This is a genomic window from Actinokineospora pegani, assembly GCF_009745975.1.
Lineage (GTDB): Bacteria > Actinomycetota > Actinomycetes > Mycobacteriales > Pseudonocardiaceae > Actinokineospora > Actinokineospora pegani.
On record NZ_WHOL01000033.1, the window covers coordinates 26,714 to 52,518 of the forward strand.

22 protein-coding genes are annotated in these 25,805 nt (G+C 73.1%); 6 read left to right on the forward strand and 16 right to left on the reverse strand.

Annotated elements, in window-relative coordinates:
* Window positions 1–240: 240 nt before the first annotated feature.
* Window positions 241–1,119, reverse strand: a complete 879-nt coding sequence (locus tag GCL84_RS01255) for a pyridoxal-phosphate dependent enzyme (RefSeq protein WP_156753449.1) — start codon at window positions 1,117–1,119, stop codon at window positions 241–243.
* Window positions 1,120–1,200: 81 nt separating this feature from the next.
* On the opposite strand from GCL84_RS01255, the gene GCL84_RS01260 reads away from it, so the two are divergent.
* The 4 genes from GCL84_RS01260 to GCL84_RS01275 all read left to right on the forward strand — a co-directional run bounded on the left by GCL84_RS01260 (window position 1,201) and on the right by GCL84_RS01275 (window position 4,152).
* A complete protein-coding gene (locus tag GCL84_RS01260; protein WP_156753450.1) occupies window positions 1,201–2,235 on the forward strand; it encodes a uroporphyrinogen decarboxylase/cobalamine-independent methonine synthase family protein in 1,035 nt (344 codons plus the stop codon).
* Window positions 2,236–2,374: 139 nt separating this feature from the next.
* Window positions 2,375–2,668, forward strand: a complete 294-nt coding sequence (locus tag GCL84_RS30895; RefSeq protein WP_407924348.1) for an ATP-binding cassette domain-containing protein — start codon at window positions 2,375–2,377, stop codon at window positions 2,666–2,668.
* Window positions 2,635–2,934: an ATP-binding cassette domain-containing protein gene (locus GCL84_RS30515; protein WP_156753452.1), complete on the forward strand. Its 300-nt coding sequence runs from the start codon at window positions 2,635–2,637 to the stop codon at window positions 2,932–2,934. Before GCL84_RS30895 ends, GCL84_RS30515 begins: the two co-directional genes overlap by 34 nt.
* 3 nt (window positions 2,935–2,937) lie before the next feature.
* Complete coding sequence (locus tag GCL84_RS01275) at window positions 2,938–4,152, forward strand: ABC transporter permease (protein WP_156753453.1); 1,215 nt, start codon at window positions 2,938–2,940, stop codon at window positions 4,150–4,152.
* Window positions 4,153–4,269: 117 nt separating this feature from the next.
* Here GCL84_RS01275 and GCL84_RS01280 read toward each other — a convergent pair whose 3' ends face one another.
* The 13 genes from GCL84_RS01280 to GCL84_RS01340 form a co-directional block, all read right to left on the reverse strand.
* A complete protein-coding gene (locus tag GCL84_RS01280) occupies window positions 4,270–5,589 on the reverse strand; it encodes an ABC transporter permease (RefSeq protein ID WP_156753454.1) in 1,320 nt (439 codons plus the stop codon).
* A complete protein-coding gene (locus GCL84_RS01285) occupies window positions 5,589–6,287 on the reverse strand; it encodes an ABC transporter ATP-binding protein (protein WP_156753455.1) in 699 nt (232 codons plus the stop codon). The genes GCL84_RS01280 and GCL84_RS01285 overlap by 1 nt, the downstream gene beginning before the upstream one ends.
* A 3-nt stretch (window positions 6,288–6,290) precedes the next feature.
* On the reverse strand, window positions 6,291–7,271 hold the full coding sequence (locus GCL84_RS01290) for an efflux RND transporter periplasmic adaptor subunit (RefSeq protein WP_197522940.1): 981 nt from the start codon (window positions 7,269–7,271) through the stop codon (window positions 6,291–6,293).
* A gap of 231 nt (window positions 7,272–7,502) precedes the next feature.
* Entirely contained in the window at window positions 7,503–9,290 is a 1,788-nt protein-coding gene (locus tag GCL84_RS01295) for an AMP-dependent synthetase/ligase (RefSeq protein WP_156753456.1), read from the reverse strand.
* 123 nt (window positions 9,291–9,413) lie between these two features.
* Window positions 9,414–12,020, reverse strand: coding sequence for a CHAT domain-containing protein (locus tag GCL84_RS30520; RefSeq protein ID WP_156753457.1), 2,607 nt, complete (start codon window positions 12,018–12,020; stop codon window positions 9,414–9,416).
* 672 nt (window positions 12,021–12,692) lie between these two features.
* Window positions 12,693–14,369 (reverse strand): S8 family peptidase, encoded by a 1,677-nt coding sequence (locus tag GCL84_RS01305; protein ID WP_156753458.1) that lies wholly within the window; start codon window positions 14,367–14,369, stop codon window positions 12,693–12,695.
* Between the two features lie 353 nt (window positions 14,370–14,722).
* Window positions 14,723–15,811, reverse strand: coding sequence for a tRNA 2-thiouridine(34) synthase MnmA (gene mnmA / locus GCL84_RS01310; RefSeq protein WP_156753459.1), 1,089 nt, complete (start codon window positions 15,809–15,811; stop codon window positions 14,723–14,725).
* A gap of 1 nt (window position 15,812) precedes the next feature.
* Window positions 15,813–17,036 (reverse strand): cysteine desulfurase family protein, encoded by a 1,224-nt coding sequence (locus GCL84_RS01315; protein WP_156753460.1) that lies wholly within the window; start codon window positions 17,034–17,036, stop codon window positions 15,813–15,815.
* 48 nt (window positions 17,037–17,084) lie between these two features.
* A complete protein-coding gene (locus tag GCL84_RS01320; protein WP_235925913.1) occupies window positions 17,085–18,440 on the reverse strand; it encodes an MFS transporter in 1,356 nt (451 codons plus the stop codon).
* A gap of 67 nt (window positions 18,441–18,507) precedes the next feature.
* A complete protein-coding gene (locus GCL84_RS01325) occupies window positions 18,508–19,371 on the reverse strand; it encodes a lysophospholipid acyltransferase family protein (RefSeq protein WP_156753461.1) in 864 nt (287 codons plus the stop codon).
* Window positions 19,368–20,123 carry a GNAT family N-acetyltransferase gene (locus GCL84_RS01330; protein ID WP_156753462.1) on the reverse strand — a complete coding sequence of 252 codons (756 nt, stop codon included), beginning with the start codon at window positions 20,121–20,123 and terminating at the stop codon, window positions 19,368–19,370. Before GCL84_RS01330 ends, GCL84_RS01325 begins: the two co-directional genes overlap by 4 nt.
* Window positions 20,124–20,270: 147 nt before the next feature.
* Window positions 20,271–21,239, reverse strand: coding sequence for an electron transfer flavoprotein subunit alpha/FixB family protein (locus GCL84_RS01335; RefSeq protein ID WP_156753463.1), 969 nt, complete (start codon window positions 21,237–21,239; stop codon window positions 20,271–20,273).
* 29 nt (window positions 21,240–21,268) lie between these two features.
* A complete protein-coding gene (locus GCL84_RS01340; RefSeq protein ID WP_156753464.1) occupies window positions 21,269–22,054 on the reverse strand; it encodes an electron transfer flavoprotein subunit beta/FixA family protein in 786 nt (261 codons plus the stop codon).
* 247 nt (window positions 22,055–22,301) lie between these two features.
* Here GCL84_RS01340 and GCL84_RS01345 point away from each other — a divergent pair, with 247 nt between their 5' ends.
* Window positions 22,302–23,138 carry a DegV family protein gene (locus GCL84_RS01345; protein ID WP_156753465.1) on the forward strand — a complete coding sequence of 279 codons (837 nt, stop codon included), beginning with the start codon at window positions 22,302–22,304 and terminating at the stop codon, window positions 23,136–23,138.
* 45 nt (window positions 23,139–23,183) lie between these two features.
* On the opposite strand, the gene GCL84_RS30525 is transcribed toward GCL84_RS01345, so the two are convergent.
* Window positions 23,184–23,777, reverse strand: coding sequence for a DUF397 domain-containing protein (locus tag GCL84_RS30525; protein ID WP_268891315.1), 594 nt, complete (start codon window positions 23,775–23,777; stop codon window positions 23,184–23,186).
* A 189-nt stretch (window positions 23,778–23,966) separates the two neighbouring features.
* Entirely contained in the window at window positions 23,967–24,824 is an 858-nt protein-coding gene (locus GCL84_RS01360; protein ID WP_197522941.1) for a helix-turn-helix domain-containing protein, read from the reverse strand.
* A gap of 126 nt (window positions 24,825–24,950) precedes the next feature.
* Between GCL84_RS01360 and GCL84_RS01365 the strand changes: the two genes are divergently transcribed.
* A complete protein-coding gene (locus GCL84_RS01365; protein WP_156753467.1) occupies window positions 24,951–25,787 on the forward strand; it encodes an SAM-dependent methyltransferase in 837 nt (278 codons plus the stop codon).
* Window positions 25,788–25,805 lie beyond the last annotated feature (18 nt).

Sequence of the window (25,805 nt, forward strand, 5' to 3'; positions counted from 1 at the left end):
CGCGAGACGACCAAGCAAGTCGACACCGACCGGACCCCCACACCGTCCACCACCACACCCGCCCAACCAGGAAAAACACTAAGTAAGTGGCATTGTCCACTGGGGGCGTCCCGATACCCGTTCTACCGGCTTCACCCGCCTGGCATCCCGAGGTCGATCATGCTTGTGGATAACTTGAGGCCACCAGACGCGCTCCGGCCCAAAGGCTCCCGTCGAGCCACAGGCGCCGAGGCCGACTGCTCAGGCGGGGACCCAGTCCGCGTTGCCGCCACAGATGATCAAGGCGGCCAGGCCGGGGTCGCGGCGTTGCAGCCAGGCGGCCAGCGGGGCGGCGGCGGCCAGCTCGACCGCGAGCCGGAACTCCTGCCACAGCAGGTCGCGTGCGGCGACGATCGCCGAGTCCCCGATCAGGACCGACTCGACCTTCGCGCCGGAGAGCACGTCGAAGGGCACCTGGCCCAGCTTGCTCGCGCCCAGTGCCGAGGCCGTGATGGAGTCGACGTCGGTCTCGACCGGGCGCCCGGCCTCGATGGCGGCGTTCAGCGCGCGGCACCGGGTCGGCTCGACGGCGACCACCGGCAGGCCGTTGAGCGCCGTGCCCGCCGCCAGCCCACCGCCGCCCACCGCGACGAAGACCGACTCGACCTCGGGGGCCTCGGCGAGGATCTCGGCGGCGCAGGTGCCCTGGCCCGCGACGACGAGCGGGTGGTCGAAGGCGGGCACGTACGCCGCGTCCTCGACGGCCATGGCGGCGGCAGCGGCCTCGGCGTAGCAGGCGCCGTGCCGGATCAGCCGCGCGCCCTGCCGCTCGATCGTCGCCGCCTTCGCGGCGGGCACCGACTCCGGCACGTAGACCGTCGCGGGGATCCCCAGCAGCCGGGCGGCCGTGGCGACAGCGGCGCCGTGGTTGCCGCCGGACGCGGTGACCACGGCGGTGGGGCGCTCGTCCGCGCCCAAGAGCGCGTTCAGCGCGCCGCGCAGCTTGAACGACCCACTGAGCTGCATGTGGTCGAGCTTGAGGAGCACGTCCCGCCCCTCCACCGCCACCCGCACGAGAGGGGTCCAGCGGGCATAGGGAGCGATCCGCTCAGCCGCCCGGGCAACGTCTTCCTGATCCACGACCAACCCTCCGTCAGACTCACCCCAAGATAAGCCCGCCCCCTCCACCCCGGCACCCGTGCCATCGACCACACTGCACGGGTGACCACCGCACCCTGGGCCCCCGGAGCCGCGACCGGAGTCGGCTCGCTGCCGGGCGCCGACCCCCGTGAAGCCGCCGCCGTGGTGCTGGGCGAACTCCCCGCGCTGCCGCACCTGCCCGAACTGCCCGGCCGGGGCCTGGGCGCGGACATGATCGGCCGGGCGGCGGCGCTGCTGGTCGACCTGGCCGTCGAGGTCGTGCCGTCCGGGTACCGGGTGACGGCCCACCCCGGCGGCGACCACCGGCGGGCCCACGACCTGCTGCGCCGGGACGTCGACGCGTTCGACGAGGCCGTGGAGCGGGCCGGGCGCCCCAACGCGGTCAAGGTCCAGGTGGCGGGCCCCTGGACCCTGGGCGCGGGCATCGAACTCCCCCGGGGCCACCGCGTCCTGACCGACCGCGGCGCGCTGCGCGAGTTCGGCGACTCCCTCGCCGAGGGCCTGACCCGCCACGTGGCCGAGATCACCAGGCGGACCGGCGCCCCGGTGGTCGTCCAGGTCGACGAACCCGGCCTGCCCGCCGTGCTCGCCGGGTCGCTGCCCACCGCCTCCGGCTACGGCATGGTCCCCCCGGTCCCCGCCCCGGAGGCCACGGAGGTGCTGGAGCGGTTCGTCTCAGCCGCCCGCCGGGCCTCCGGCCAGCCGGTGATCGCGCACTGCTGCGCCCCCCACCCGCCGATCGACCTCCTCCGCGCGGCGGGCGCCGACGCGCTCGCGCTGGACGCGACCCTGCTCGAGGGCATCCCGGCTGCTTTGACCGACCAGTTCGGGGAGGCGTGGGACGCGGGGTTGACGATGTTCCTGGGGCTGGTCCCCAGCACGGACCCGGGTGTTCCGGTCACGCTCCGCCAGGTGGCCACGCCCGCGTTGCGGCTGGTGGACAGGCTCGGGTTCGATCGGACCTTCTTGGCCACGCGCGCGGTCGCCACGCCTACCTGTGGGATGGCTGGGGCATCTCAGGGGTGGGCTCGTCAGGCGATGGCCCTTGCTCGGGATCTGGGGAAGGCGTTCTTGGAGCCGCCGGACTCCTGGTGAGGCTCGCGGGGGTGATTGTGTGTGGCCGGGGTCCGCTACGGCAGATTCCCGGACTCCGAGCGACGGGGGGGCGTCGAGGTTGGTGAACCAGCTACCGGTACAGGCTCATGGACTCACGAAACGCTGGGGCGCGCGCACGGTGATCCAGGGCCTCGACCTGTCTCTCCCCGAAGGGGAGATCCTGGCCTTGACCGGTCGGTCCGGTTCGGGAAAGACCACGTTGTTGTCCGTTCTGGCGATGATCACGGACTTTGACTGCGGCTCGCTGCGCTTGTTCGGTAGCGATGTCTCGTCGTTGTCGGCTGGTCAGCGTTCTGCGCTGCTGCGGGAGCGGATCGGGATTGTCTTCCGAACATCGAGCTGGGTTCGGGGCGAGGCGCGCTGCCGCACGCGGCGGAGATGCTCGCCTCGGTGGGACTGGGTGCGGCGATGAGCGCGTATCCGCGATCCCTGTCGCTCGGGGAGCAGCAGCGTGTGGCCGCGGTGCGCGCGTTGGCAAAACGGCCCGCCTTGGTGCTCGCTGACGAGCCGACGGCCAGTTTGGACCGGGAGAACCGGGACGTCGTTCTCGGTCTCATCGAATCCGGCGCCGCTGGCGGCGCGTGTGTCGTGGTCGCGACCCACGACGACCACGTCGCGAACTGGGCGACCAGGCGAGTCAGGATCGACGCCACGGGCCTCGGTGGGGAGGTCGGCTGACCCATGAGCATCGTCAAGCTCGCACTGGTCGGGTTTCGAGGGATGTGGCGGCGCTATGTCTTCCTCACGGTTCTCGTCGGTCTCGTCCTCAGCGTGGGCGGCGCGGGACTGGTGGTGTCCGACAATTTCTCCGGGGTCGTTCGCGACAGCATCGGCAACGGGGTGGGGGAGCGCCTCATCACCGTTGAGCCCAGTTTCACCGGGGGTGGGTCCGGCGAACTGCACACGGCGGCCTTGCGGGACCTCGTCTCGATCAAGGGCGTCGAGGGCGTCAGCGGGCACTACTTCCTCAGCGGAGACCTCGTCCTGACCGACAGCGCCAACGCGGTTCCCGTCACCGTCGTGCCAGTCTCGTCCGTGGTCGAGCCGCCACTTCGTGACGGCAGGCTTCCCGATGGCACGCCCACCGGGGTCGAGGTCGCGATTCCCGCGGTGGTTGACGGCGTGAGCACCAGCGATCGGCTCGGCACGACGATGCCGCTGGTCCGCAACGTCTCCGTCGCGCCGGGCGAGACCCGGTCCCAGACCGAGACCGTCACAGTGGTCGGGCTCGTCGACGAGCACTGGCAACTCGACGGCCGCAACCCCGTCTACGCACCACCAGAGGTCACCGACCAGTGGTTGGACGGCACCGGTGGCGCGGTCGAATCCGGCGTCCCCCGCGGGGGCTTCACCCGCGTCAGCGTCCTGGCCGACACCGGTGTCGACACCTCCGACGTCCTCGCTGCTATCCAGGCGAAACAGTATCTGGCCAGCGCGGGAGTCCAACTCGACGGCAGCCTGCCCCGATCCCTCGACAGCTTTGCCGGAGTCGCGAAGGCGATGCGTTGGCTTGGCTCGATCGTCGGACTCGTCCTGGTCTTCTCGATGGTCCGCGCGCTGATGGCGGGCCGTTACCGCGAGATCGGAATCCTCAAGAGCCTGGGGTATCGACGGGCGACGATCGCGGCGGCGTTCGCGGGCGAAAGCCTGCTGGCCGCACTCCTGGGGTGTGTGTTGGGAGTCCTCGGGTGCTTCGCGGTGGCCCTGCTGGTCGGCAGGGCGGCGGCCACCGACATCCCCGACGGCGTCTCGTACCGCACGTTGGCGCTTCCGACAGCCAGTTACATCACCGTCCTCATCCCCGGTGCGCTCATCGCCGTCGCCGTGAGCACGTGGATTCCCATTTGGCGTGCAGTCCGCCGATCAGCCATGTCGATTCTGCAAAGCCACCGGTGACCTGCTCAAGACCACATGCAAGACCCAGCGCCACCACCGCGGCTGCCCCTGGCACTGTCGCAGCCGCGGTGGTGGCGCTGGGCGGAAAGACTCAACGACCTCTTCCCTCGAACAGGCTCACGCCCGCATCACCGTGGCGATGGGAATCCCAGCCGCCCGGATGGCGGGCAACAGCCCACCGAGAATCCCCGCGGCCACCCCGGCGACCACACCAGCGACCCCGGCCTGCCAGGGGAACGAGACATCGGCCAAGAGCGGCTCAGACGGACCGAACAGCGTCGAAGCCACTTCCAACGCCGCAGCCCCGGCACCGACCGCCGCCGCCGCGGTGAGCAAGCCGATGATCAGCGTCTCGGCGAGCACGATGCCCGCCAGCAGTACCCTCGGCGTCCCCACCGCCCGCCGCAGCGCGAACTCCTCGACCCGTTCGCCGACGGTGGCGAGACCGACGTTCAGGATTCCCGCGACCCCGATCAGCAGGACCAGGGCGGCCATGCCCAGGAAGATCCACCGCATCACGTCCAGTTGGCTGCCGATGCGGTCACGGGAGTCGACCGGTGAGGTGTAGATGTGCGTGACGTCGACCCCCGCGCCCGACAGCCGGGCGGTGAGGGTCTGCAAGGCGGGTTGGTCGGACGGCCACAGGTAGAGCTGCATCATGGTGCCCTGGCCCGTGCGGGGGTCGCTGCCCGCGTCGGCGGGGTTGAGCCAGGTGAACAGCTCGTCGGCGCGGATGTAGGCGGTGGGGGCGTAGCCGCCGTCGTCGATGACGCCGGTGATGCGGGGGGTGGTGTCGGCGCTGGCGCCGGGGACGCGCATCTGGGCGGGGACGGGGTGGGCGGCGAAGCCGTCGGCGGCTTCCTGGTTGAGCACCAGGCGCGGGGACAGCGAGGGCTCGCCGTCGAAGGACAGCCACTCGCCGGACTTGAGCGGGAAGGGGCGGAACTGGCGGATGTCGCCGGTCACGCCGACCAGCCGGACCTCGATGGCCTCGCCGGGTGGGGCGGGCGAGTCGTCCATCACCTGCGTGCACATGCCGTTGGCGTCGCACCGGACGGCGTAGCCGCCCTGGTCGCGGCTGGCGTGCTTGAACGGCTGCGCGCCCGGGTTGATCGGTGTCGTGCCCGGCTCACCGATGACCGCGCTGGTCTCAGTGGCGCCGACGATCCCGGGGTGGTCGGCGAGCAGGTCCGTGGTGATCGCCACGGTGTCCGGGCCGGGCGGCAGCCCGGCCCGGAGGCTGCCGTCCTTGCCCTGCTGCAGTTCGATGTCCGCGAGCAGCGCGCGGTTGGCGATCTCGGACCCGGCCTGCACCGCGACCACCGCGAGCACGCCGAGGAACAGGCTGATCATCGACAGCAGGGTGCGCAGCTTGCGGGCGCGGATGCTCTGCCCGCCGATGACCAGCGCGGAGCGGAAGCGACCGGAGAGCGCCATCAGACCGCCACCCCCCGCGGCTCGGCGCGCAGCACGCCCTCGGTCAGCCGCACGACGCGGTGCATCCGGTTGGCGTGCGCGTGGTCGTGGGTGACCAGGATGAGCCCGCAGCCGCGGTCGGTGGCCGAGTGCAGCGCGTCGATGACCAGCGCGCCGGTCTCGGTGTCGAGCGCGCCGGTCGGCTCGTCGGCGAGCAGGACCTTGGGCTCGCGCACCAGGGCCCGCGCGATCGCGACCCGCTGCTGCTCGCCGCCGGACATCCGCGGCGGGCGCTGCTTGGCCAGGTGGGCGATGCCGACGCGGTCCAGCGCGGCCATGACCTTGGCCCGGCGGGTGCGCCGCGACTCCCAGCCCTGCCCGTTGACCAGGGCCATCGCGACGTTCTGCGCGGCGGTGAGGTGCTTGAGCAGGAAGAACCGCTGGAAGACGAACCCGAACTCGGCGCTGCGCAGCCGGGCGGCGCGGCGCTCGGGGACGCGGGTGATGTCAGCGCCGCCCAGCAGGTACTGGCCGCTGTCCGCGCGGTCGAACAGGCCGATGACGCTGAGCAGCGTGCTCTTGCCGGAGCCGGAGCGGCCCAGGATGGCCACGCTGTCGCCCGCGTTCACCGTCAGGTCCACACCGGACAGGATCGGCCGGGGCTCGCCCTGCCCGGTCAGGGTCTTGCTCAGGCCGGAGAGCTCGATGAGGGCGGTCATGCCTCAGCCCACCGGGCCCGGCTGCTGCGGCGCGGGCAGGCTGGGACCCGGCACCGCGAGCTTCTCGGTCCCGGTCAGGCCGGACCTGATCTCCACGACCTTGCCGTCGGTGATCCCGAGGACCACGTCGCGGGTCTGCCGGGAGCCGTCGGGGCCGAGCACGTCGACCTTGCCCGCGCCCTGCTTGCCCGCCACGGCCTCGACCGGGGCGACGAGCACGCCGGTGGCCCGCGCGGTGACGACCTCGAGGGTCGCGGTGGCCCCGTTGATCAGCTTCACGTCGGCGGGCGGCGTGCACACCAGGCGCATACCGGTGGCCTCGGACGGCGAGCGGGTGTCCTTGGGCCGCTCGATGCCCGCGACGGGCGGGACCGGGGGCATGTCCCCGGGCGGCGCGGGCGGGGCGGCGGGGGGCGCGGGCGGCTCGGGGATGGACCCCGGCGGCAGCGCGGCGATGGTCCCGAGCACCGCGCAGTCGAACGGCCCCGGGCCGTTGGCGATCTGCGCCTTCACCGTCGCCAGCCCGTCGGAGAGCGTGTAGGCCTGCGCGCCGTCGATGTCGGCGACGAGCCCGTAGCCGCCGTGCTTCGCCGACACCACCGGCATCCCCGCGGTCACCGTGGCCCGGTCGTCGACCAGCCTGCCCGCGAAGGTGGCCCCGGCCGGGACGTCGACCGGGGTGGGCTTGCCCTTGAGCCACACCGTCCCGGCCCGCGTGGGCTTGGTCGGCGTGCCCTTGCTGTCCTTGACCTCGAGGTAGCGCATCTCGCCGTCGACGGGCGCGACCAGGCCGAAGACCGGGTTGACGACGACCTTGCCGGTCAGGCTCACCTTGTTGGACAGGTCCTGCCTGGCCAGCTCCGCGGTCGTCAGCGTCGTCCCGCGCTGCTCGAGGCTGGGGACGGGCTGCTCCGCGGCGCCCGCCGAGCAGCCCGCGACGAGCACGGCGGTGGCGACGAGCGGGATGAGTGGTCGTCGGGTCACTGGGTCCCCCCAAGGGATAGCGGTCCGGGCGGCACACCCGGTAGGAACAGAGTGTATACACCGAGGGGATAGTCTTATCCAGGCCCTACCACCCCAGTTCACTTGCGAAGACGTCCGGTGATCACCCGAGGTTGCCCGTGCGCGGGAATTGGTCACCGAATCCGTCCGTCGGGGCTCGGACAGCACCGTGCCCGCCCTCGCGGACGAGGACGGGCACGGTGGACGGACGGGTCAGCCGAGGTCGATCGTCTCGCGGGTCGGGGACGGCGCGTAGAGGTCGTCGATGTCGTGCGCGTACTTCTCCGCGATGGGCTTGCGGCGCAGCTTGAGGGTCGGGGTCAGCTCGTCGCCGCCCGGCTCCCAGACCGCGGACAGGATGCGGAAGCGCTTGACCTGCTCGATGCGCGAGAGCTTCGCGTTGCCCGCGCGGACCGCCGCGGCCACCAGGTCGCGGACGCCGTCGTGGGCGACGACCGCCGCGGGCGAGTCGGCGGTGCCGTGCTCGGCCGCCAGCGCGGCGGCCGCGTCGGCGTCGAGCACGATGAGCGCGCTCACGTAGGGCTTGTCGTCGCCGATCGCCACGACCTGGCCGATGACGGAGCTGGCGGCCTTGATCGAGTTCTCGATGTTGGTCGGCGACATGTTCTTGCCGGAGGAGCTGATGATCAGCTCCTTCTTGCGGTCGACGATGCTGACGAACCCGTCGTCGTCGATGGTGCCGATGTCGCCGGTGTGCACCCAGCCCTCGGCGTCGACCGTCTCGGCGGTGCGGGTGGGGTCGTTGCGGTAGCCGGTCATGACCGAGCCGCCGCGGATGAGCAGTTCGCCGTCCTCGGCGAGGACGACCTCGGTGCCGTGCACGGCCCGGCCGACGCTGCCCAGCCGCAGGTGGCCCTCGCGGGTGGAGGTGCCCAGGCCCGCGGTCTCGGACATGCCCCAGATCTCGTAGATCTTGATGCCCAGGCCCCAGAAGTACTCCAGGGTCTCCAGCGGGATCGCGGCCGCGCCGGACGCGCACAGCTTCGTCTCGTCCAGGCCGAGCTTCTCGCGCAGCTTGGCCAGGACCAGCTTGTCGGCCAGGCGGTGCCGCAGGGCCAGCGCGCCGGGGATGGGCTTGCCCTCGCGCAGCAGCGCGTTGTGCCGGGCGCCGACGCCGACCGCCCACGCCGCGATCTTGCGCTTGGCCGCGCTCGGCTCGGCCGCCAGCGCGGTGTCGATGGCCAGCTTGAACTTCTGCCACACGCGCGGGACGGCGAAGAAGATCTGCGGGCGCGCGTCGGGCAGGGCGGCGGCGACCAGCTTGGGGTCCGCCACCGTCGTCACCACGACGCCGAACATGAGCGAGGCGTAGTGCGAGACGACCCGGTCGGCGATGTGCGCCGAGGGCAGGAACGACAGCGCCCGGTCGCCCGGCTTGAAGTCGTAGGCGTCCTCGACCGCCGCGCTGACCGCCAGCACGTTGGCGTGGGACAGCTCGACGCCCTTGGGCGGGCCGGTGGTGCCCGAGGTGTAGATGATCGTGGCCAGGTCGCCCGGTTCGACCGCGCGCCAGGCGGCGTCGAAGTCGAAGTCCGGCGCGCCGCCCTCCTCGACCTCGGCCAGCGACAGCGTCCCCGCCACGCCCGGGTCGAGGCAGATCAGCCGGAGCTGCTCGCCGGACTCGCGCAGCGTGGGGACGAAGCCCTGCTCGGTGACGACGAAGGTGTTGCCCGCGTTGGCGAACACGTACGCCAACTGCTCGGCGGGGCTGGTGTTGTAGACCGAGAACGGCACCGCGCCCAGGTGCAGCGCGGCGGCGTCGACCAGGTGGAACTCCGGGCGGTTGGTCAGCATCAGGCCGACCGTGTCGCCCCGGCCGACGCCCAGCGCGGCGAGCCCGGCGGCGATCCGGCGCACCCGCCGGTCGTACTCGCGCCAGGTGATGGACACCGCGTCCCCGGGGGTGCGCAGGGCCACCAGGTACGGGTTGCGCTCGGCCGTGGACTGGAAGGCCTCGCAGAGGGTGAGGTGGCTGCTCATCGCACTGCCTCTCGGTTGTCGACGGGCGGGGTGTGTCCTGAGACACAGGGCGCTGATCGTAAGGACCGGTGGGACCGGCTGTCCACACCCGTTTTGCCCGGTTCCTCTCGGCGAACCGCCGGTTCAGCCCGCCCCGAGGCAGATGAACGGCCGCCGGTAGGGATCTTGGGCCACCGCCGCGGCGAGCGCGCGGGCGGGGGCGGCCCCGGCGGCGATCCGCCGGTGGTAGTCGACCATCGCCGTCGCCGCGGCGGTGTCGCCGACCCTGGTCGCGGCGGCGATGACCGTGCGCACGCCGCCCGCCAGCAGCGCCCCCGCGTAGCCCAGCGCCTCGTCGCCGGGGCGGATGTGGTTCATCGCCAGCTCGCAGGCGGCCAGCACGACCTGCCGGGGCGGTTGGCGCAGCCGGGCCAGCTCGTAGGCGAACAGCGGCCCGTCGGCCAGCTCCAGGCGGGAGAACAGGGCGTTGGTGGCCTCGTGCGCTCCGTGCGCGGCCAGGTGCGCCAGCTCCGCGCCGTCGAGGGCGGCGAGCACCTCGGCGACGGTGGCCTGGTCCTCGTCGAGCACCAGCGCCCCGGGGTAGGTCTCGAGCAGCGGCTGCCCCTCGGCCACCCGCCCGGTCAGCCCCGGCCCGCGGGCCAGCAGGGTGCGCCCCGGCCGGGGGCCCGCCAGCTCGGCGGTCAGCCACGCGGTCGCCGACGGGGCGACGACCACCGGCCGCCCGAGCAGCGAGGGCAGGCTCCCCCACGGCACCGCGTAGAGCCCGCCGGTCGGCACCACGACCAGCTCGCGCTCCCCGACGACGTCCAGCAGCGGCCGCACGACCTGCTCGTCGAGCTTGCCCGCGGTGCGCGCCGCCGAGCCCTTGACCACCTCGGTGATCGGCGGCGGCAGCGTGTCCGGCGCGAGCGCGTCCACGTCGGCGTGCAGCCGCTTGGCCAGCTCCACCGCCGCGGCGAACGACCCCAGCCGCAGCATCCGGCTGCGCGCCGCGGTGACGACCACGGCGACCAGGTCGCCGTCGGAGGCGACCAGCGACACCAGCGCCCGGTCCCCCAGCGCCGCGGCGACGGCGGCGGCGTCGGCGACCGGCCGGGCGTCGCCCAGCTCGCCGGAGGCCCAGCCGTGCCGGGCGATCTCGCGCTCCAGCGCGGTGGTCTGCTTGTCCAGGTGCGCGGTGGAGCGGCCGGTGAGCCGCAACGACTGCGCGGCCCGGCGGACGTTGCGCGCCTCGGCGGCCTTCTCCGCGACCTCCGGCGGCATGGTCACCGGCAGCGGCTCGTAGCGGTAGACCTGGGCGCGGGTGCGCTCCAGCCAGCCGAACAGGGCGCGCGGGTCGGGCCGCCGCCCGCGCAGCACCTGGCGCACGGCCAGCTCGCCGAGCTCCTGCCCGTGCACGGCCGTGCCGCAGACCAGCTCGATGCCGCCCATCCGGTCGCGGGCCCGGCCCAGCTCGTCGAGCCCGGCGCGGGCCTGGCGCAGCGCGGCCCCGGGGTCGCCGGAGCGCACGGCCAGCTCGGCCCGGCACAGCCGCAGCAGCATCCGGTGGTCGATCGGCGTGGTGGCGCGGAAGCGCGGCACCTGGGCGAGCAGTTCCCTTGCCGCGCCGAGGTTCCCGCGCCGCACCTGCAACCGGGTCGCCAGCAGCAGCGCGAGCGCCTGCTCGTCGTCGAGCCGCAGCCCGCGCAGGTCCTCGGCGAGCCGCACCGCCCGCCCGACCAAGCCGCGCGGCACCCCCGTCCCGTGCTTGACCGCGGCGTCGACCTGGGCGCGCACGGCGGACAGGCGGGCGATCGTGGCCCACCGCCCGTTGCCCCGCCGGGTGAAGGCGGTGTGCGCGGCCAACGCCCGCTTGCGCGCGAAACCCTGGTCCCCCAACAGGAGCGCGGCGGCGGCCCGGGTCACCTCGGCCTCGGCGACGTCCTGCCCACCGCGCTGCTTGCGCAATTCCGGCAACGCCTCGTCGAGCCCCCGCGCGGCCTCGTCGGCGAGCCCGGCGGCCAGCAGCGCGCGCGCCTGGTCGATGCGGATCACGGGCAGCAGCGTGGGGGCGCGGTCCCGGCAGATGCGCGCGGACTCCTCGTAGGCCGACAGCGCGGTGGGCATGTCGCCCGCCATGAACGCGACGTAGCCCAGGTTGTGCCTGGCCTTGATGGCGATCGTCGGATCGGCCTCGTGCCGCTCGGCCACCTCGATGCACCGCCGGGCCTCGGCGATCGCGTCGTCCGGCCGGGCGCGCAGGATGTGCCCGAGGCTGCTGTTGAGGTAGGTGATCGCCAACAGCCCCGGATCCCCCACCCCCTCGGCGAGATCAGCCTCCAACTCCTCGGCGATCGGCCCCAGCGCCCGCACGCCCTCCTCCGGCCTGCCCACCCGGATCAGCAGGAACCCCCGCTGCTCCTGCGACAACAACCGCATCCGCTTGCGCACGACAGCGTCCGCGATCTCCCCCACGAGCCCATCGGCGCTGTCGAGCCTGCCCAGCCCCCGCTCGATCTCCCCCGCCTCGATGTCGGCGTAGGAGGCGGTGATCAACACGTGCACCCGCACCGGGATCAACTCCTGGTGCCCCGGCTCCTCAGCCCCATCGAGCACCGCCAGCGCCTGATCCACCAACGCCCGCGACTTGGCGAACTCGTAGTCGTAGACGGCCTTGCTGGCCCGCTCCCGCAGCCCCGACGCCCGGCGCAGCACTCGCCCGCGCGCGTGGGACTGCGAGCCACCGGCCATGGCACCAGACCCTACTGCCCCCGCCCCGGACCTGATCAGCCCCTCGAACCGGACCCCAGCCCCTCAACCCCCGACAACCCGCACCGACCACCCCGCCGACCCCACCGGCCTGAACCACACCCGACCCCACTGACCCGCGCGATGCCGAACCCCGCCCCCTCGCGCGACACCAAACCCCACCACACCACCGGGGGCGGCCCTCAGCCCATTCTACCGGCCTCACCCGATCCATACCCCAAAGTCGATCATGCCTGTGGACAACTCCGAAACAGCCCGCCAAGTCATGCCCAGGAAACGGCCCTGCGGGCAAACGAAGACCAGGAATCCCGGCCACGCACCACCAGGGATCTCAGCGGCACGAACAAAGCCGACACCGAATCAATCCGAGAAAACCGCTCGCAAACACTTCACAACAAGCCGCGGGACCCATCCGAACCGACCGTGTTCACGACCACCCCAACACCCCGAAACAGTGCGACACCAGACCCGGGCGCTGCCGCCCCACCACACCCGCCCAACCAGGCAAAACACTAAGTGAGCGGCATCGACCACTCGGGCGGCCCCCAGCCCAACCCGAAGCCGATCATGCCTGTCGACAACTCGAAACAGTCCCCGGCCCGCCCGCGGGACCGGCTGCACACCCGCGAGCGCGCCAGGGAACCACAGCCCGTCTCAGTCGGTGAGCCAGCCCAGGCCGCGTAGCTGGTCGTCCGTGGCGCAGAGGGCGCCACTGGCGCGGGAGCAGCGGTCGCCGGGGCAGGGGGCGTCGGGGCGGCGGGCGAGGTTGTCGGCGATCATGCCCGCGACGACGGGGGTGGCGAAGGAGGTGCCCGCCCAGACGGCGAAGCCGGTGGTGAGGTCGTCGGGGTCGGGGGCCGAGCGGGGCATCCTGGGGTTGCCGTCGCCGGGGGTGGTGAGGGCGGCTCCCTCGGGGCCCTGCCAGAGGGGGACGGTCGAGACCACGGCGTTGCCGGGGGCCCAGCGGGTCACCCAGTCGCCCTCGTTGGAGAAGGCGGCGACGGTGCGGCCGGAGGCGTTGAGGGCGCCGACGGCGACCAGCAGGGGGTTGGCCGTGTTGGAGCCGTCGTGGTTGAGCGCCAGCGCCGCGGGGACGAACGGGCGGGTGGTGGCGTCGTTGCCCGCCGCCGCGACGACGAGCACGCCCAGGTCGGTCAGCTTGCGGACGGCCTCGGTCAGCAGCAGCCCGGTCTGCTGGTCGGTCTGCTCCGGGTAGAAGCCCAGCGACAGCGACACCACGTCGACCAACCGCTCGGGGATGTCGTTGTCCAGCGCGTCCTGCACCCGCTTGCGCAGCCACTCCAGCGCCAGCAGGACGGAGGCGTCGGTGGTGATGCCGTCGGTGTGCAGCACGCGCAGCGACAGGATGCGCGCGTCCGGGCAGTTCTGGTGCACCAGGCCCGCGACGAACGTGCCGTGCCCGGAGTGCGAGTCGGTGACCCCGAGCAGTTGCTGCAGGACGTCGCGCTCCTCGGCTGGCGAGCACAGCGGCGGCATCGTCCCGCCGTTGGCGTCGGTCATGGTGCGCTCCAGGTCGCCCAGCAGTTCCTGGAACTCGGTCGAGACCTCGACCACCGGGTCGTCGGCGACCTCGCCGACGGGCAGCCACGGGTGCTCGCCGATGCCGGTGTCCAGCACCGCCACCACCGGCCGCCGCCCGCAGGCCAGGTCGGCCGGGTCGGTGACGCGGTGCGGCCGGGGCAGGAAGACCCGGACCGGGTTGCGCGCGCCGGTCGCCAGCGCGACCCCGCCCCCCACCCCGGACCCGAACGGGACGCCGGAGCCGAACGGCACCCCCGAGCCGAAGGGGACACCGCTGCCGAAGGGCGCGCCCTCGAGCTGGACAGCCGCCGCGTGCGAGATGTGCTCCAACCCGATCCCCGCCAACTCCTCGTCGGTGAACTTGCGCCGCAGCTTGACCAGGACCGCCCACGGGTCCGGGCTCTCGTCGGCCAGCGAGTCCTCGTGGCAGCGCACCAGCACGGGCACGCCGAAGCCGGGGTCGAACCCGGCCTCGGCCCCGGCCCACCTCGGCGTCGTGGGCAGGCGGACGACCAGTTCCGCGCCGAGCGGGGCGACCGCCTGGTTGAACCGCCTGATCAGCTCCGGGTCGCGGGCCACCCGCAGCGGCACCATGAGGGTGTCGCAGCGGTAGGCGGTCGGGTCCGGCCTGCGGTGGTCGCGTCCGGGCAACGCGCGCGCCGGGTCGAGGTAGCGGGCTCTGTGGCGCACGAGGACAGCGGGCGCGAGGCCCACCACCTGTGACAGCCCGGTCACCTCGCCGCTCGCGGACTCGGCGATCTCGTTGTCGTTCAGCCCCACAGTCGTCATGTCCTGCCACCCCGGTCGCATGGGTTGTCGGTCACAACCGGTGCCCGGTTCCGGCACCGTTCGCTCTGGTCCTGCTCATCCGTAGTAGAGCAGGGCCCACGTCGCCAGATACGTCGATCCGACAACTGCCTGCGTAACGGGTGACGAGCGCTGTGATTCGGCCATCAGGGGGATGACTGAACGTGAACCGCGCCGTCACCCCCTCACTCGGACAGACCAGTGCGGCCCGACGTGCGGTTTCGTCCACAGCGCCGTCCGCGTGGCCGCAAAACGCCGTCACGCGGCGAAGTCGGGCATCTCCCGGCGTTGCTCCGAACGGGGTCACCCGGCGTGTGGCGGGATCTGGTGTCGCGCTAGGCGGTCGCGGAGATCATCCCGGAGCCGAGCACGACGTCGCCCGCCGGATCGGGGCGGTAGAGGACCACCGCTTGGCCTGGGGCCACGCCGGTCAGTTCGCCCTCGGGGCGCACGACCAGGTTGCCGCCCACCACGTCCGCCACCGCAGGGGCGGTCCCGCCGTGGGCGCGGACCTGGGCGACGCACTGGACGCCGGAGGACAGGGGGACGCCCGAGGGCCAGACGGGGCGGTTGGCGGTGATCTCGCGAACGGCCAGGCGGTCGCGGGGGCCGACGCGGACGGTGCCGGAGACGGGTTCCAGGGACAGGACGTAGCGGGGGCGGCCGTCGGGGGCGGGGGCGTCGATGCCGAGGCCGTGGCGCTGGCCGACGGTGAAGCCGTGGACGCCCGCGTGGACGCCCAGGACGGTGCCGGTGGTGTCGTCGACGAGGTGGCCGGGGCGGTCGCCGAGCTTGGCGGTGAGGAAGCCGCGGGTGTCGCCGTCGGGGATGAAGCAGATGTCGTAGCTGTCGGGCTTCTCGGCGACGGCCAGGCCGCGGGTCTGGGCCTCGGCGCGGACGGCCGACTTCACCGAGTCGCCGAGGGGGAACAGGGCGTGCGCGAGCTGGTCGGGGGTCAGCGAGGCCAGGACGTAGGACTGGTCCTTGTCCAGGTCGACGGCGCGGCGCAGCTCCGGGCGGCCGTCCACCTGGGCCAGTCGGGCGTAGTGGCCGGTGCACACCGCGTCGAAGCCGAGGGCGATGGCCTTGTCCAGCAGGGCCTCGAACTTGATGCGCTCGTTGCACTTGAGGCACGGGTTGGGGGTGCGGCCCGCGGCGTACTCGGCGACGAAGTCCTCGACGACGTCCTCGGTGAACCGCTCGGCGAAGTCCCAGACGTAGAACGGGATGCCCAGCAGGTCGGCCACCCGCCGGGCGTCGTGGGCGTCCTCGACGGTGCAGCAGCCGCGCGAGCCGGTGCGCAGCGTGCCCGGCTTGGCCGACAGCGCCAGGTGCACCCCGGTCACCTCGTGGCCCGCCTCGACGGCCCTGGCGGCGGCCACCGCCGAGTCGACCCCACCGCTCATCGCGGCCAGCACGCGCACCTCACACCTCCAGCGACTTGGCGGCCCGGCGGCGCAAGCCCGCCAGCCCCGCGTTCCTGGCCCGCTCGACGACCGGGCCGATGGCCGAGGCCAGCGCCCGCACGTCGGCGACCGTGGACGTGTGACCCAGGGAGAAGCGCAGCGACCCGCGGGCGACCGGGGCCTCGGCGCCCATCGCCAGCAGCACGTGGCTGGGCCGGGCCACCCCGGCGGTGCAGGCCGAGCCGGTAGAGCACTCGACGCCCCTGGCGTCGAGCAGCATGAGCAGGCTGTCGCCCTCGCAGCCCGCGAAGCTGAAGTGCGCGTTGCCGGGCAGCCGGGACGGTCCGCCGTCCATGGTGGAGCCGCCGGGGTCGCCGTTGAGCACGGCGTCGGGCACCGCGGCCCGCACCTCGGCGACGAGCTCGTCGCGCAGCGCGGCCAGCCGGGCCGAGCGCTCGACGCGCTGGTCGACGGCGACCGCCACCGCGGCGGCCATCGCCACGATCGAGGGCACCGCCAGCGTGCCGGACCGCACGTCGCGCTCCTGCCCGCCGCCGTGCGCCACGGGCGTGCACGCCACGTCGCGGGCCAGCAGCAGCACCCCGACGCCGTAGGGGCCGCCGAGCTTGTGCGCGCTGACCGACAGGGCCGCGGCGCCGGATGCGGCGAATTCCACCGGCAGCGCCCCGACGGCCTGCACGGCGTCGGTGTGCAGCGGCACGCCGTGGGCGGCGCAGACCTCGGCCAGCTCGCGGACCGGGTTGACCGTGCCGACCTCGTTGTTCGCCCACATCACGCTGACCAGGGCGACCCGGTCGGGGGCCTCGGCGATGGCCGCGCGCAGCGTGTCGGCGTGCACCCGGCCGAACGCGTCGACCTCCAGGAGGCAGACCTCGGCGCCCTCGTGCTCGGCCAGCCACTCGGCGGTGTCGAGCACGGCGTGGTGCTCGACCGACGACACCAGCAGCCGGTTCCGCCGCGGGTCCTGCGCCCGCCGCGCCCAGTAGATCCCCTTGACGGCGAGGTTGTCGCTCTCGGTGCCGCCGGAGGTGAACAGCACCTCGGACGGTCGGGCGCCGAGCGCGCCCGCGATGGTCTCGCGCGCCTCCTCGACGGCGCGCCGGGCGCGCCTGCCGGAGGAGTGCAGCGAGGAGGCGTTGCCCAGTCCGGTCAGCGCCGAGGTCAGAGCGACCGCCGCCTCGGGGAGGATCGGCGTCGTCGCTGCGTGGTCGAGGTAGGTCATCGCGCCTCCAGGGTAGACCGCGATTCGGCGGCGGCGGAACGAGCCACCTCACACCGCGGCGCGGTCGCGGAACAGGACCACGCCCGCCAGCGCGACGACCACCGAGCCCAGCAGGAGGGCCAGCACGGCGGCGGTCGGCTCGGCGGCCGAGGCGATCGAGGTGAGCAGCAGCCCGCCCAGGGCGATCGCCGCCGCGGAGCCCACGGTGTCCACGACCTGCAGCGCCGACGAGGTGAAACCGCGCTCGTTCGGCGCGCTGGCGGCCAGCGCGGTGGTGTTGACCGACGGGTACGCCAGCCCCATCCCGGCCCCGGCGAACAGCCACGCCACCACGACCAGCCACCCCGGCCCGCCGGGCAGCGCGGCGGGCGCCACCAGCAGCATCCCCACCGCGAGCAGCGCGAACCCCCACCGGATGATGCTGGTGCGCGGCGTGTCCGGGTGCCGCCCCTGCCACTGCGACCCCGCGGCCCAGCCCAGCGCGCCGAGGGTCAGCGGCAGCCCGGCCAGCGCGGGCGGGTACCCGTGCACGGCGGTCAGGGTCAACGGGACGAACGCCTCGACGCTGAAGAAGACGGCCGCGAACAACCCCCGCGCCAGCACCACCCTGGGCAGCCCGCGGGCGGCGAGCAGCGTCCCCTTCGGCAACAGCACCCGCAGCGCCACCACCAGCACCACCAGCCCGATCGCCCCCAGCCACAACAGCGCGGTGCGCCCGAGCGCCCAGCTCGTCACCGGCACGGCGACGGCCGCGGCGACCGCGGCCGGGACGAGCCACCGCCTGCCCGGCCCGGTGTCGGCGTGCGGGGGCAGTCCGCGCAGCGCGGGCACCAGCAGCACCGCGCCGAGCACGGCCAGCGGCGCCAGCCCGAGGAACACCCACCGCCACCCGAGGTGCTCGGCGACCAGCCCGGACGCCGCCGGGCCGACGATCGAGGGGACCACCCACGCCAACGACATCACCGCGAACGCGGCGGGCCGGGCCCGCTCGGGGAACACCGAGGCGATCAGCACGTAGACGGCGGTGATCTCGGCGCCGATCCCCGCCCCCTGCAGCGCCCGCCCGACCAGCAGTTGCGTGACGTCGCCCGCGGTCCCCGCCACCACCAGCCCGGCCACGAACACCGCGGGCGCCACCCACAGGACGGCGGCGGGCCCCAGCCGGTCGGCCACCCGCCCGCCGACGACGGTGGAGACCAGCGTCGCCGAGAGGAAGACGGTGAACGGCCACGAGTAGAGGTGCGTCGCGTCGAGGTCGGCCAGCAGCGTCGGCATCGCCGTGTTGACCCCGAGCGCCTCGAAGGCGCCAATGGTGATCAGCAGGACGATCGCGGCGGTGGTGCGCCGGTGTTCGCGGTCCCACGGGGATGCGGTGGTCTCGGCGTGTTCGGTCCCAGTGGTCACCTGATCATCCTGCAACCTCTACCCGGGTAGAGGTCTAGTCCTTTTCCCGGCTGTGCGGCGAACTGGCCTACGCGGCCTGGGCGGTGCGCCGCGAGACCTTCCGCCTGCGCTGCGCGGGGACCACGACCACCCGGCCCAGCGCCGAGTTGATCGCCGCCTCGGTCAGCTCCGCCAGCTCCCGCCGGTCGGCCGCGCGCCCGGGCGCGATCTCGTCGAGCACCAGCACCTCGAGGACCAGCCCCCGCAGCCGGGCCACCCGGCGCACCGACTCGAGGATGGTCTCCTCGCCGATGAACGCGGGCGCCGTGGTCTCCCTGCCGTCGGCCATCCGGAAGCGCAGGGCCACCGGGCGCACCGGGACACCGCCGTCGAGCGCGGCTTGGAACATGGCGGGGCGGAAGCGGCCGACGCCCTGGCCGCACCAGGTGGTGCCCTCGGGGCAGGCGTAGACGTGGGCGCCCTCGCGCAGGGTGTCGGCGAGGGCGGCCATGGTGCCCGGCAGGGACCGCAGGTTCTCCCGGTCGACGAACACCGTGCCCGCGGCGGCGACGATGCGGCCGAGGACGGGCCAGGCGCGGATGTCGCGCTTGGCCAGGGCGCGCATCGGGCGGATGGCGTTGACCGCGGCGATGTCCAGCCAGGACACGTGGTTGGTGGCGACGAGCGCGCCGCGGCCCCGGGCGGCGCGCAGGGCCTGCCCGCCGGTGACCGACAGCCGCACGCCGAAGGCGCCGAGCAGGGAGCGGAACACCAGGCGGGCGAAGCGGTCCCGGCCGATGAACGGCAGCACCGGCACCGCGACCAGGCACACCAGCACGACCGCGACGGCCCCCGCCGTGCGCAGCAGGGCGCGCGGCGCGCCGACGGTGGGCTCGCCGCCGGTCAGGCAGCGGGGCCCGCACGGCGAGGTCGGCATCCAGGCGTGGCTCATCGCCCCTCCCCCAGGAAGAACCGCAGGTAGCGCTCGTCGATGTCGGCCAGGCCGAGCAGGACGAAGAAGTCGGCGACGGCGAAGTCCCGGTCGTGCGCGGGCGGGCCGCAGACCTTGGCGCCCAGGCGCAGGTAGCCGCGCAGCAGCGGCGGGACGACCGCGCGGGCGGGCGACGGGGTGGGCTCCCACGGGACCAGCGGGCGCACCCGCAGCTCGTCGGGGGCGTAGTGCTTGGCGCGCACGGTGTCCCACACGCCCGAGGCGAGGTCGCCGCCGTCGGCGAGCGGGACCGAGGCGCACCCGGCGAGGTGGGAGTGCCCGGACAGGAACATGTAGCGGGCGATCCCGGCCCACACCAGGCTGACCACGGCGCCGGAGCGGTGGTCGGGGTGCACGCAGGAGCGGCCGGTCTCGACCAGGGAGGGCCGCAGGCCCGCCAGCGCCGACAGGTCGAACTCGGTGTCGGAGTAGAGGCCGTCGGCGCGGCCGGGCGGCAGCATCCGGTAGGTGCCGACGATCTCGCCGGACGGGTCGTGGCGGACCACGAGGTGGTCGCACAGCTCGTCGAAGGCGTCGATGTCGAGCCCGGCGACGGGGGTGTGCAGGGTGGCGCCCATCTCGCCCGCGAAGACCTGGTGGCGCAGTCGCTGCGCGGCCTCGACTTCGGCTCCGTCGTGTGCGACGAGCAGCGAGTACTGGGGGGTGTCGGTTCCCGGCTTCGGCGTGCTGAGCAGCACCTGGGTCCGCGTCATGGCTCAAGGGTCACGCCGGTGAGGCGACCTGCGCGGGTGTCATCGCGTGACCGGTCGGTGCACCTTCAGTTAACGGTCGGCACGTCGGGAACGCCGGAGGGCGGCCCCCCGTTGACGGGGGCCGCCCTCCGGGCCGGGCGTTCGGGCTCAGCCCTTGCGCTTGGCGACCTCGTCGGTGAGCTGCGGGGCGACCGCGAACAGGTCGCCCACCACGCCGTAGTCGGCGATCTCGAAGATCGGCGCCTCGGCGTCCTTGTTGACCGCGATGATGGTCTTCGAGGTCTGCATCCCCGCGCGGTGCTGGATCGCGCCGGAGATGCCCAGCGCGACGTAGAGCTGCGGGGAGACCGTCTTGCCGGTCTGGCCGACCTGGAACTGGGCCGGGTAGTAGCCGGAGTCGACCGCGGCGCGGGAGGCGCCGACAGCCGCGCCGAACGCGTCGGCCAGCTTCTCCACGACGTCGAACTTCTCCGCCGAGCCGACGCCGCGGCCGCCGGAGACGACGACGGCCGCCTCGGTCAGCTCGGGGCGGTCGCCGCCGACGATGGGCTCGGCGCCGGTGATCTTCGTGGCCTTCGCCGCGTCGGTCGCGGTGACCTCCACGGTCTCCTCCGCGGCGGCGCCGGAGGCCTCGACGGCCTCCACGCCACCGGGGCGGACGGACACGATCGGGGTGCCCTTGGTGGACTGCGACTTGACGGTGAACGCGCCACCGAAGATCGACTGCACCGCGGTCACGTCGGAGCCGGAGCCCTCCAGGCCGATGGCGTCGACCAGCAGGCCGGAGCCGGTGCGGGCGGCCAGGCGGCCCGCGATCTCCTTGCCGTCGGCGGACGCGGCGACCAGGACGGCGGCCGGGGACTTCGCGCCGACCAGGGTGGCCAGCACGTCGACCTTCGGGGTCACCAGGAAGCCGGTGGCGTCGTCGGACTCGGCGACGTACACCTTCTCCGCGCCGTACTGGGCCAGCGACTCCTTGAGCTTGGCGGCCGTGCCAGCGGAGCCGACGACGACCGCGGACGGCGCCCCCAGCTCGCGGGCCGCGGTCAGCAGCTCGAAGGTGACCTTCTTGATCTCGCCGTTCAGGTGCTCGACGAGTACCAGGACCTCGGACATGGTTGTCATTCCCTCCTTCGCTGCTGTTCTCAGATGAGCTTCTGGCCGACGAGGTACTCGGCGATCTTGCTGCCGCCGTCGCCCTCGTCCTCGACCCGCTGGCCCGCCGAGCGCGGGGGCTTCGGCGCGACCTCGACGACCTTGGAGGTGGCCGAGCCCAGGCCCACCTCGCCCGCGTCGATGCCCAGGTCGGCGACCGAGAGGGTCTCGACGGGCTTCTTCTTGGCGGCCATGATGCCCTTGAAGGACGGGTAGCGCGGCTCGTTGATCTTCTCGCCGACGCTGACCACGGCCGGGAGGCCGGCCTCGAGGTGGGTGAGGCCCTCGTCGGTCTCGCGGGTCACCTTGATGGTGGAGCCGTCGATCTCGACCTTGCGGGCGTGGGTGAGCTGCGGGTAGCCCAGCAGCTCGGCCAGGATCGCCGGGACGGCGCCGGAACGGCCGTCGGTGGCCTCGTTGCCCGCGATGACCAGGTCGACCGAGTCGACCTTGCCGATGGCGGCGGCGATGACCTTGGACGTCTGGATGACGCAGGAACCGTGCAGCGCGGCGTCGGAGACGTGCAGCGCCTTGTCCGCGCCCATCGACAGCGCCTTGCGGATGGCCTCCGTCGCGCGGTCGGGGCCGACGGACAGGACGGTGACCTCACCGCCCTGCGCTTCCTTGATCAGCAGCGCCTCCTCGACGGCGCGCTCGTTGATCTCGTCGAGCACCGCGTCGGCGGAGTCACGGTCCAGCGTGTGGTCGGAGTCGGAGAGCTTGCGCTCCGAGTAGGTGTCAGGCACCTGCTTGACCAGGACGACGATGTTTGGCATTGGTCTTGTTCGACCTCCCTGCGACGAAGCACCGTGGGCCGCCGATCAGGGCGGACAGCGCACCGTAAGATGAATATGTGCGGTTCGGCTGCCTTGCCGAGCCCTGCGGCCTGGCGGCTCGGTGGCCTAGTTCCACCGCAATGTTACCCACCAGTAGCGAACGCGCAACCACGACTGCCCACAGCCGACGTGACGGTGCTCACCGAAGACCGCGCGACCAGGGCTAAAGAAGGGCTATGGTCGGACGATGAGGGTCGCCGTGATCACGGATTCCACCGCATCCCTGCCGCCTGACACCGCCCGCCAGTGGGGCATCCGTGTGGTCCCCATCCGCATCCGCCTCGGCGACCACCTGGCCGACGAGCTCAGCGTACCCCCCACGGCCGTGGTCGCGGCCATGCGCGCCGACCGCGGGGTCTCCACCGAGCCGCCGGACCCCGCCGCCCTCTACTGGACCTACCGCGCCGCCTTCGACGACGGCGCCGACGCGGTGGTGTCCATCCACATCTCCGCCCTGCAGTCGCGGACCGTCGAGCACGCCAGGCAGGCCGCCGCGCAGCTTCGCGCCCCCGTCCACGTCATCGACTCGCGCCTGATGGGCATGGCGCTGGGCTACGCCGTGACCGGCGCCGCCCGCGTCGCCGGGGCGGGGGGCAGCCCGCACCGCGTGGTCGAGGCCGTCAAGCGGCGGCTGGCGGGCAGCGCCACCTTCGTCCACGTGCACACCCTCGACCACCTCCGCCGCGGCGGCCGCATCGGAGCAGCGGCGCACCTGGTGGGCTCCGCCCTGTCGCTCAAGCCCCTGCTGACCATGCGGGACGGTCAGGTCGCCCCCCTGGACCGGGCCTTCGGCTCCGGCCGGGCGCTGCGCAAGCTGGTCGACACCACGGTCGCCAACGCCGGGGACCGCGTGGTGGACATCGCCGTCGAGCACGTCGGCGCCCTGACCGAGGCCGAGTCCGTCATGGGCGAGCTCAGGGCCCGCATCCCGCACGTGCGCGAGCACCTGGTGACCGAGGCCAGCTCGGCCATCGCCGTCCACACCGGACCCGGCACCCTCTCGGTCACCGTCTCCCCCACCTGAGCGGACGACGCGCGGGACACAGCGGCCTTCGGGGTTCGAGTGGGCTCAGGCCGAGGCGGACAGCCACTTGGCGCGGCCGGCGGCGGTCGAGACCCAGCAGCCGCGGCCCGCGCTCGACAGCGCGCGCGCGGTGACGCCCGGGGTGTGGTCCTCCGGGAGGCCCGACAGGGCGTGGAGGACGTCCACGGCCCAGCCGGTGCGGGTCCACAGGACGGTGGTGGGGTTCATGACGTCCTCGGTGTCCACCGGGACCCGGGTGGCGATGGCCTCGTCCTCGGCGTGCAGCCGGATGACGTCGACGACGTCGTGGTGGGCGCGGACGCCGACCACGGCGGTGATGTTGCCCTCGGTGTCGCGGGGGTGGAGGAACTCGTAGCCGCTAGCGACGAGGGCGCGCAGGTAGTCCTCAGTGGTCTGCTTGCGCAGGCCCCCGGCGCGGGTGGCGCGCAGCAGGGCGGTCAGGCTGCTCGCGGGGAGCACGAGAGCGGGGCCGCCGGGGGACTTGCTGTCCCGGATGGCGACTTGGCCGGCGAGCGGTGCGAGTTCGACGCAATTGCCGATGGCGCCGCTGCGCGAGGACTTCCGCCATCGGACCCCGACGAGTCGATCGGCCGCGATACCGGTCCGGACCTCCGTCATGGTTCCCCGACCCCTCTCGCATATGCACGTGCATTTGCCGAAGCCGACGTTAACATGATCGTCGCCGGTGCAGCTGCACGTGCATACGAAAGTGTTAGTGCATCGCATCCCCCGGGCGGAGTAACCGAGGCGGGTATTTCCCGAACCGCGCGCAGTCACCCCATGTCAGCGGGTGGACGAGAAATCAGTTCAGATCTCGGCGCGGAGCTTGATCAGGAACTCACGGGTCCGACTCGGGGTCTCGGCGTCGACGGTCAACCGGTCGACCGCGCGGCTGTAGCGCTCGACCTCGTCGCGACGGTCGAGGTAGACGGCGCCGACGAGGTGCTCGATGTAGACCAGGTCGGGCAGCTCCGCCTCGGTGAAGCGCAGGATGGAGAACGAGCCCTCGGCGGCGTACCCGCTCAGCGCGAACGGCACGACCTGCAGCGTCACGTTCGGCAGCCGGGTCATCTCCAGCAGGTGGTCGATCTGGGCGCCCAGCACGCCGGGGCCGCCGATCGGGCGGTGCAGCACCGACTCGTCGACCACCGCCCACAGCTTGGGCGCGGTGAGGCTGTGCAGCACCTTCTGCCGGGACATGCGCAGCGCGACGCGGCGCTCGGCCTCGGCGTCGGCCAGGTCGGGCCTGCCCTGGCTGACCACGGCGCGGGCGTAGTCCTCGGTCTGCAGCAGGCCCGGGACGAACTGCAGCTCGAAGGTCTGGATGCGGGCCGCGGCCTCCTCCAGGCCGACGAAGTCCTGGAACCAGGCGGGCATCAGGTCGCTGTAGCGGTGCCACCAGCCCGGCTCGCTGGCGCGGCGGACCAGGTCGAGGAACTGCTCGCGCTCGGTCGGGTCGACCACGTCGTAGAGGGTGAGCAGGTCGACGATGTCGCGCTCTTTGAAGCCGACCCGGCCCAGCTCCATCCGGCTGATCTTCGACTCCGACCCGCGGATGTGGTAGCCGGCGTCCACGCGGCTGATCTCGGCGCGCTCGCGGAGCCTGCGGAGCTGGGAACCCAGCACGATGCGCCGGGCCGTCGGTCCACCGCCCGCCTCGGTCACGCCTGCCCCTTCCGAGCCCGGATTGGTCACTGCCCGCCGTAGTAGGAGTACTACGCACGCCCTTAGAGTGAGGGTACCTCTTCACCCGGAACTGGTCCCCGCCACACGAACCCCCGTGAGGAACCCATGTCTTCCGACGGTCCCCGCAACGTCGGCACGGTGCTGCCGACCTTCATCGACACCACCAAGCCCAGCATCGCCCGCGTCTACGACGCCTTCCTCAACGGCAAGGACAACTACGAGGTCGACCGCGAGATGCAGCGGAAGATCAACCTCGCGGCGCCCGAGGCCGCGCACATCGCCTTCGACAGCCGCGACTTCCTCATCCGGGTCACCCGGTTCATCGCCCAGCAGACCGGCGTGCGCCAGTTCCTCGACCTGGGCTCGGGCCTGCCGACCGCGGAGAACACCCACCAGGTGGCGCAACGGGTCAACCCGGACACGACCGTCGTCTACATCGACAAGGACCCGGTGGTCATCGCGCACGGCCGCGCGCTGCTCGAGGAGAACGACCGCACCCACTTCACCGCCCAGGACATCTTCGAGCCGGAGCAGGTGCTCGCCGACGAGGTCGTGCGCAAGCACCTGGACTTCTCCCAGCCCATCGCCCTGTTCCAGATGGCGACCTTCCACCACTACGGCGGCGACCGCGCCCCCCGCGACATCATGCGGACCTACATCGACGCCCTGGCCCCCGGCTCGATCGTCGGCCTGAGCCACTTCCTCGACCCCGAGGACGACCGCTACGCCCCGGTCGCCAAGAAGATCGAGAAGATCCTCCTCGCCGACATGAGCACCGGCCGCTTCCGCACCCGCGCCGAGATCGCCGACATGCTCCCCGGCCTCGACCTCATCGACCCCGGCCTGGTCCTCGCCGCCGACTGGTGGCCCGACGGCCCCCGCCTCAAGCCCCTGGCCGACAGCCAGCACTGCGTCGCGGGAGCCGTGGCCCGCAAGCCCTGACCCTTACTGACGAGTAGC

Excerpts from the sequence above, each read along its gene's own strand:
- GCL84_RS30515 (WP_156753452.1), top strand. The coding sequence starts at position 2,635 with ATGCTCGCCTCGGTGGGACTGGGTGCGGCGATGAGCGCGTATCCGCGA.
- GCL84_RS30520 (WP_156753457.1), bottom strand. The coding sequence starts at position 12,020 with ATGGCCGGTGGCTCGCAGTCCCACGCGCGCGGGCGAGTGCTGCGCCGG.
- GCL84_RS01280 (WP_156753454.1), bottom strand. The coding sequence starts at position 5,589 with ATGGCGCTCTCCGGTCGCTTCCGCTCCGCGCTGGTCATCGGCGGGCAG.
- GCL84_RS01325 (WP_156753461.1), bottom strand. The coding sequence starts at position 19,371 with ATGAGCCACGCCTGGATGCCGACCTCGCCGTGCGGGCCCCGCTGCCTG.
- GCL84_RS01365 (WP_156753467.1), top strand. The coding sequence starts at position 24,951 with ATGTCTTCCGACGGTCCCCGCAACGTCGGCACGGTGCTGCCGACCTTC.
- GCL84_RS01340 (WP_156753464.1), bottom strand. The coding sequence starts at position 22,054 with ATGCCAAACATCGTCGTCCTGGTCAAGCAGGTGCCTGACACCTACTCG.
- GCL84_RS01315 (WP_156753460.1), bottom strand. The coding sequence starts at position 17,036 with ATGACCTACCTCGACCACGCAGCGACGACGCCGATCCTCCCCGAGGCG.
- GCL84_RS01335 (WP_156753463.1), bottom strand. The coding sequence starts at position 21,239 with ATGTCCGAGGTCCTGGTACTCGTCGAGCACCTGAACGGCGAGATCAAG.
- GCL84_RS01295 (WP_156753456.1), bottom strand. The coding sequence starts at position 9,290 with ATGAGCAGCCACCTCACCCTCTGCGAGGCCTTCCAGTCCACGGCCGAG.
- GCL84_RS01285 (WP_156753455.1), bottom strand. The coding sequence starts at position 6,287 with ATGACCGCCCTCATCGAGCTCTCCGGCCTGAGCAAGACCCTGACCGGG.
- GCL84_RS01275 (WP_156753453.1), top strand. The coding sequence starts at position 2,938 with ATGAGCATCGTCAAGCTCGCACTGGTCGGGTTTCGAGGGATGTGGCGG.
- GCL84_RS01345 (WP_156753465.1), top strand. The coding sequence starts at position 22,302 with ATGAGGGTCGCCGTGATCACGGATTCCACCGCATCCCTGCCGCCTGAC.
- GCL84_RS01330 (WP_156753462.1), bottom strand. The coding sequence starts at position 20,123 with ATGACGCGGACCCAGGTGCTGCTCAGCACGCCGAAGCCGGGAACCGAC.
- GCL84_RS30525 (WP_268891315.1), bottom strand. The coding sequence starts at position 23,777 with ATGACGGAGGTCCGGACCGGTATCGCGGCCGATCGACTCGTCGGGGTC.
- GCL84_RS01305 (WP_156753458.1), bottom strand. The coding sequence starts at position 14,369 with ATGACGACTGTGGGGCTGAACGACAACGAGATCGCCGAGTCCGCGAGC.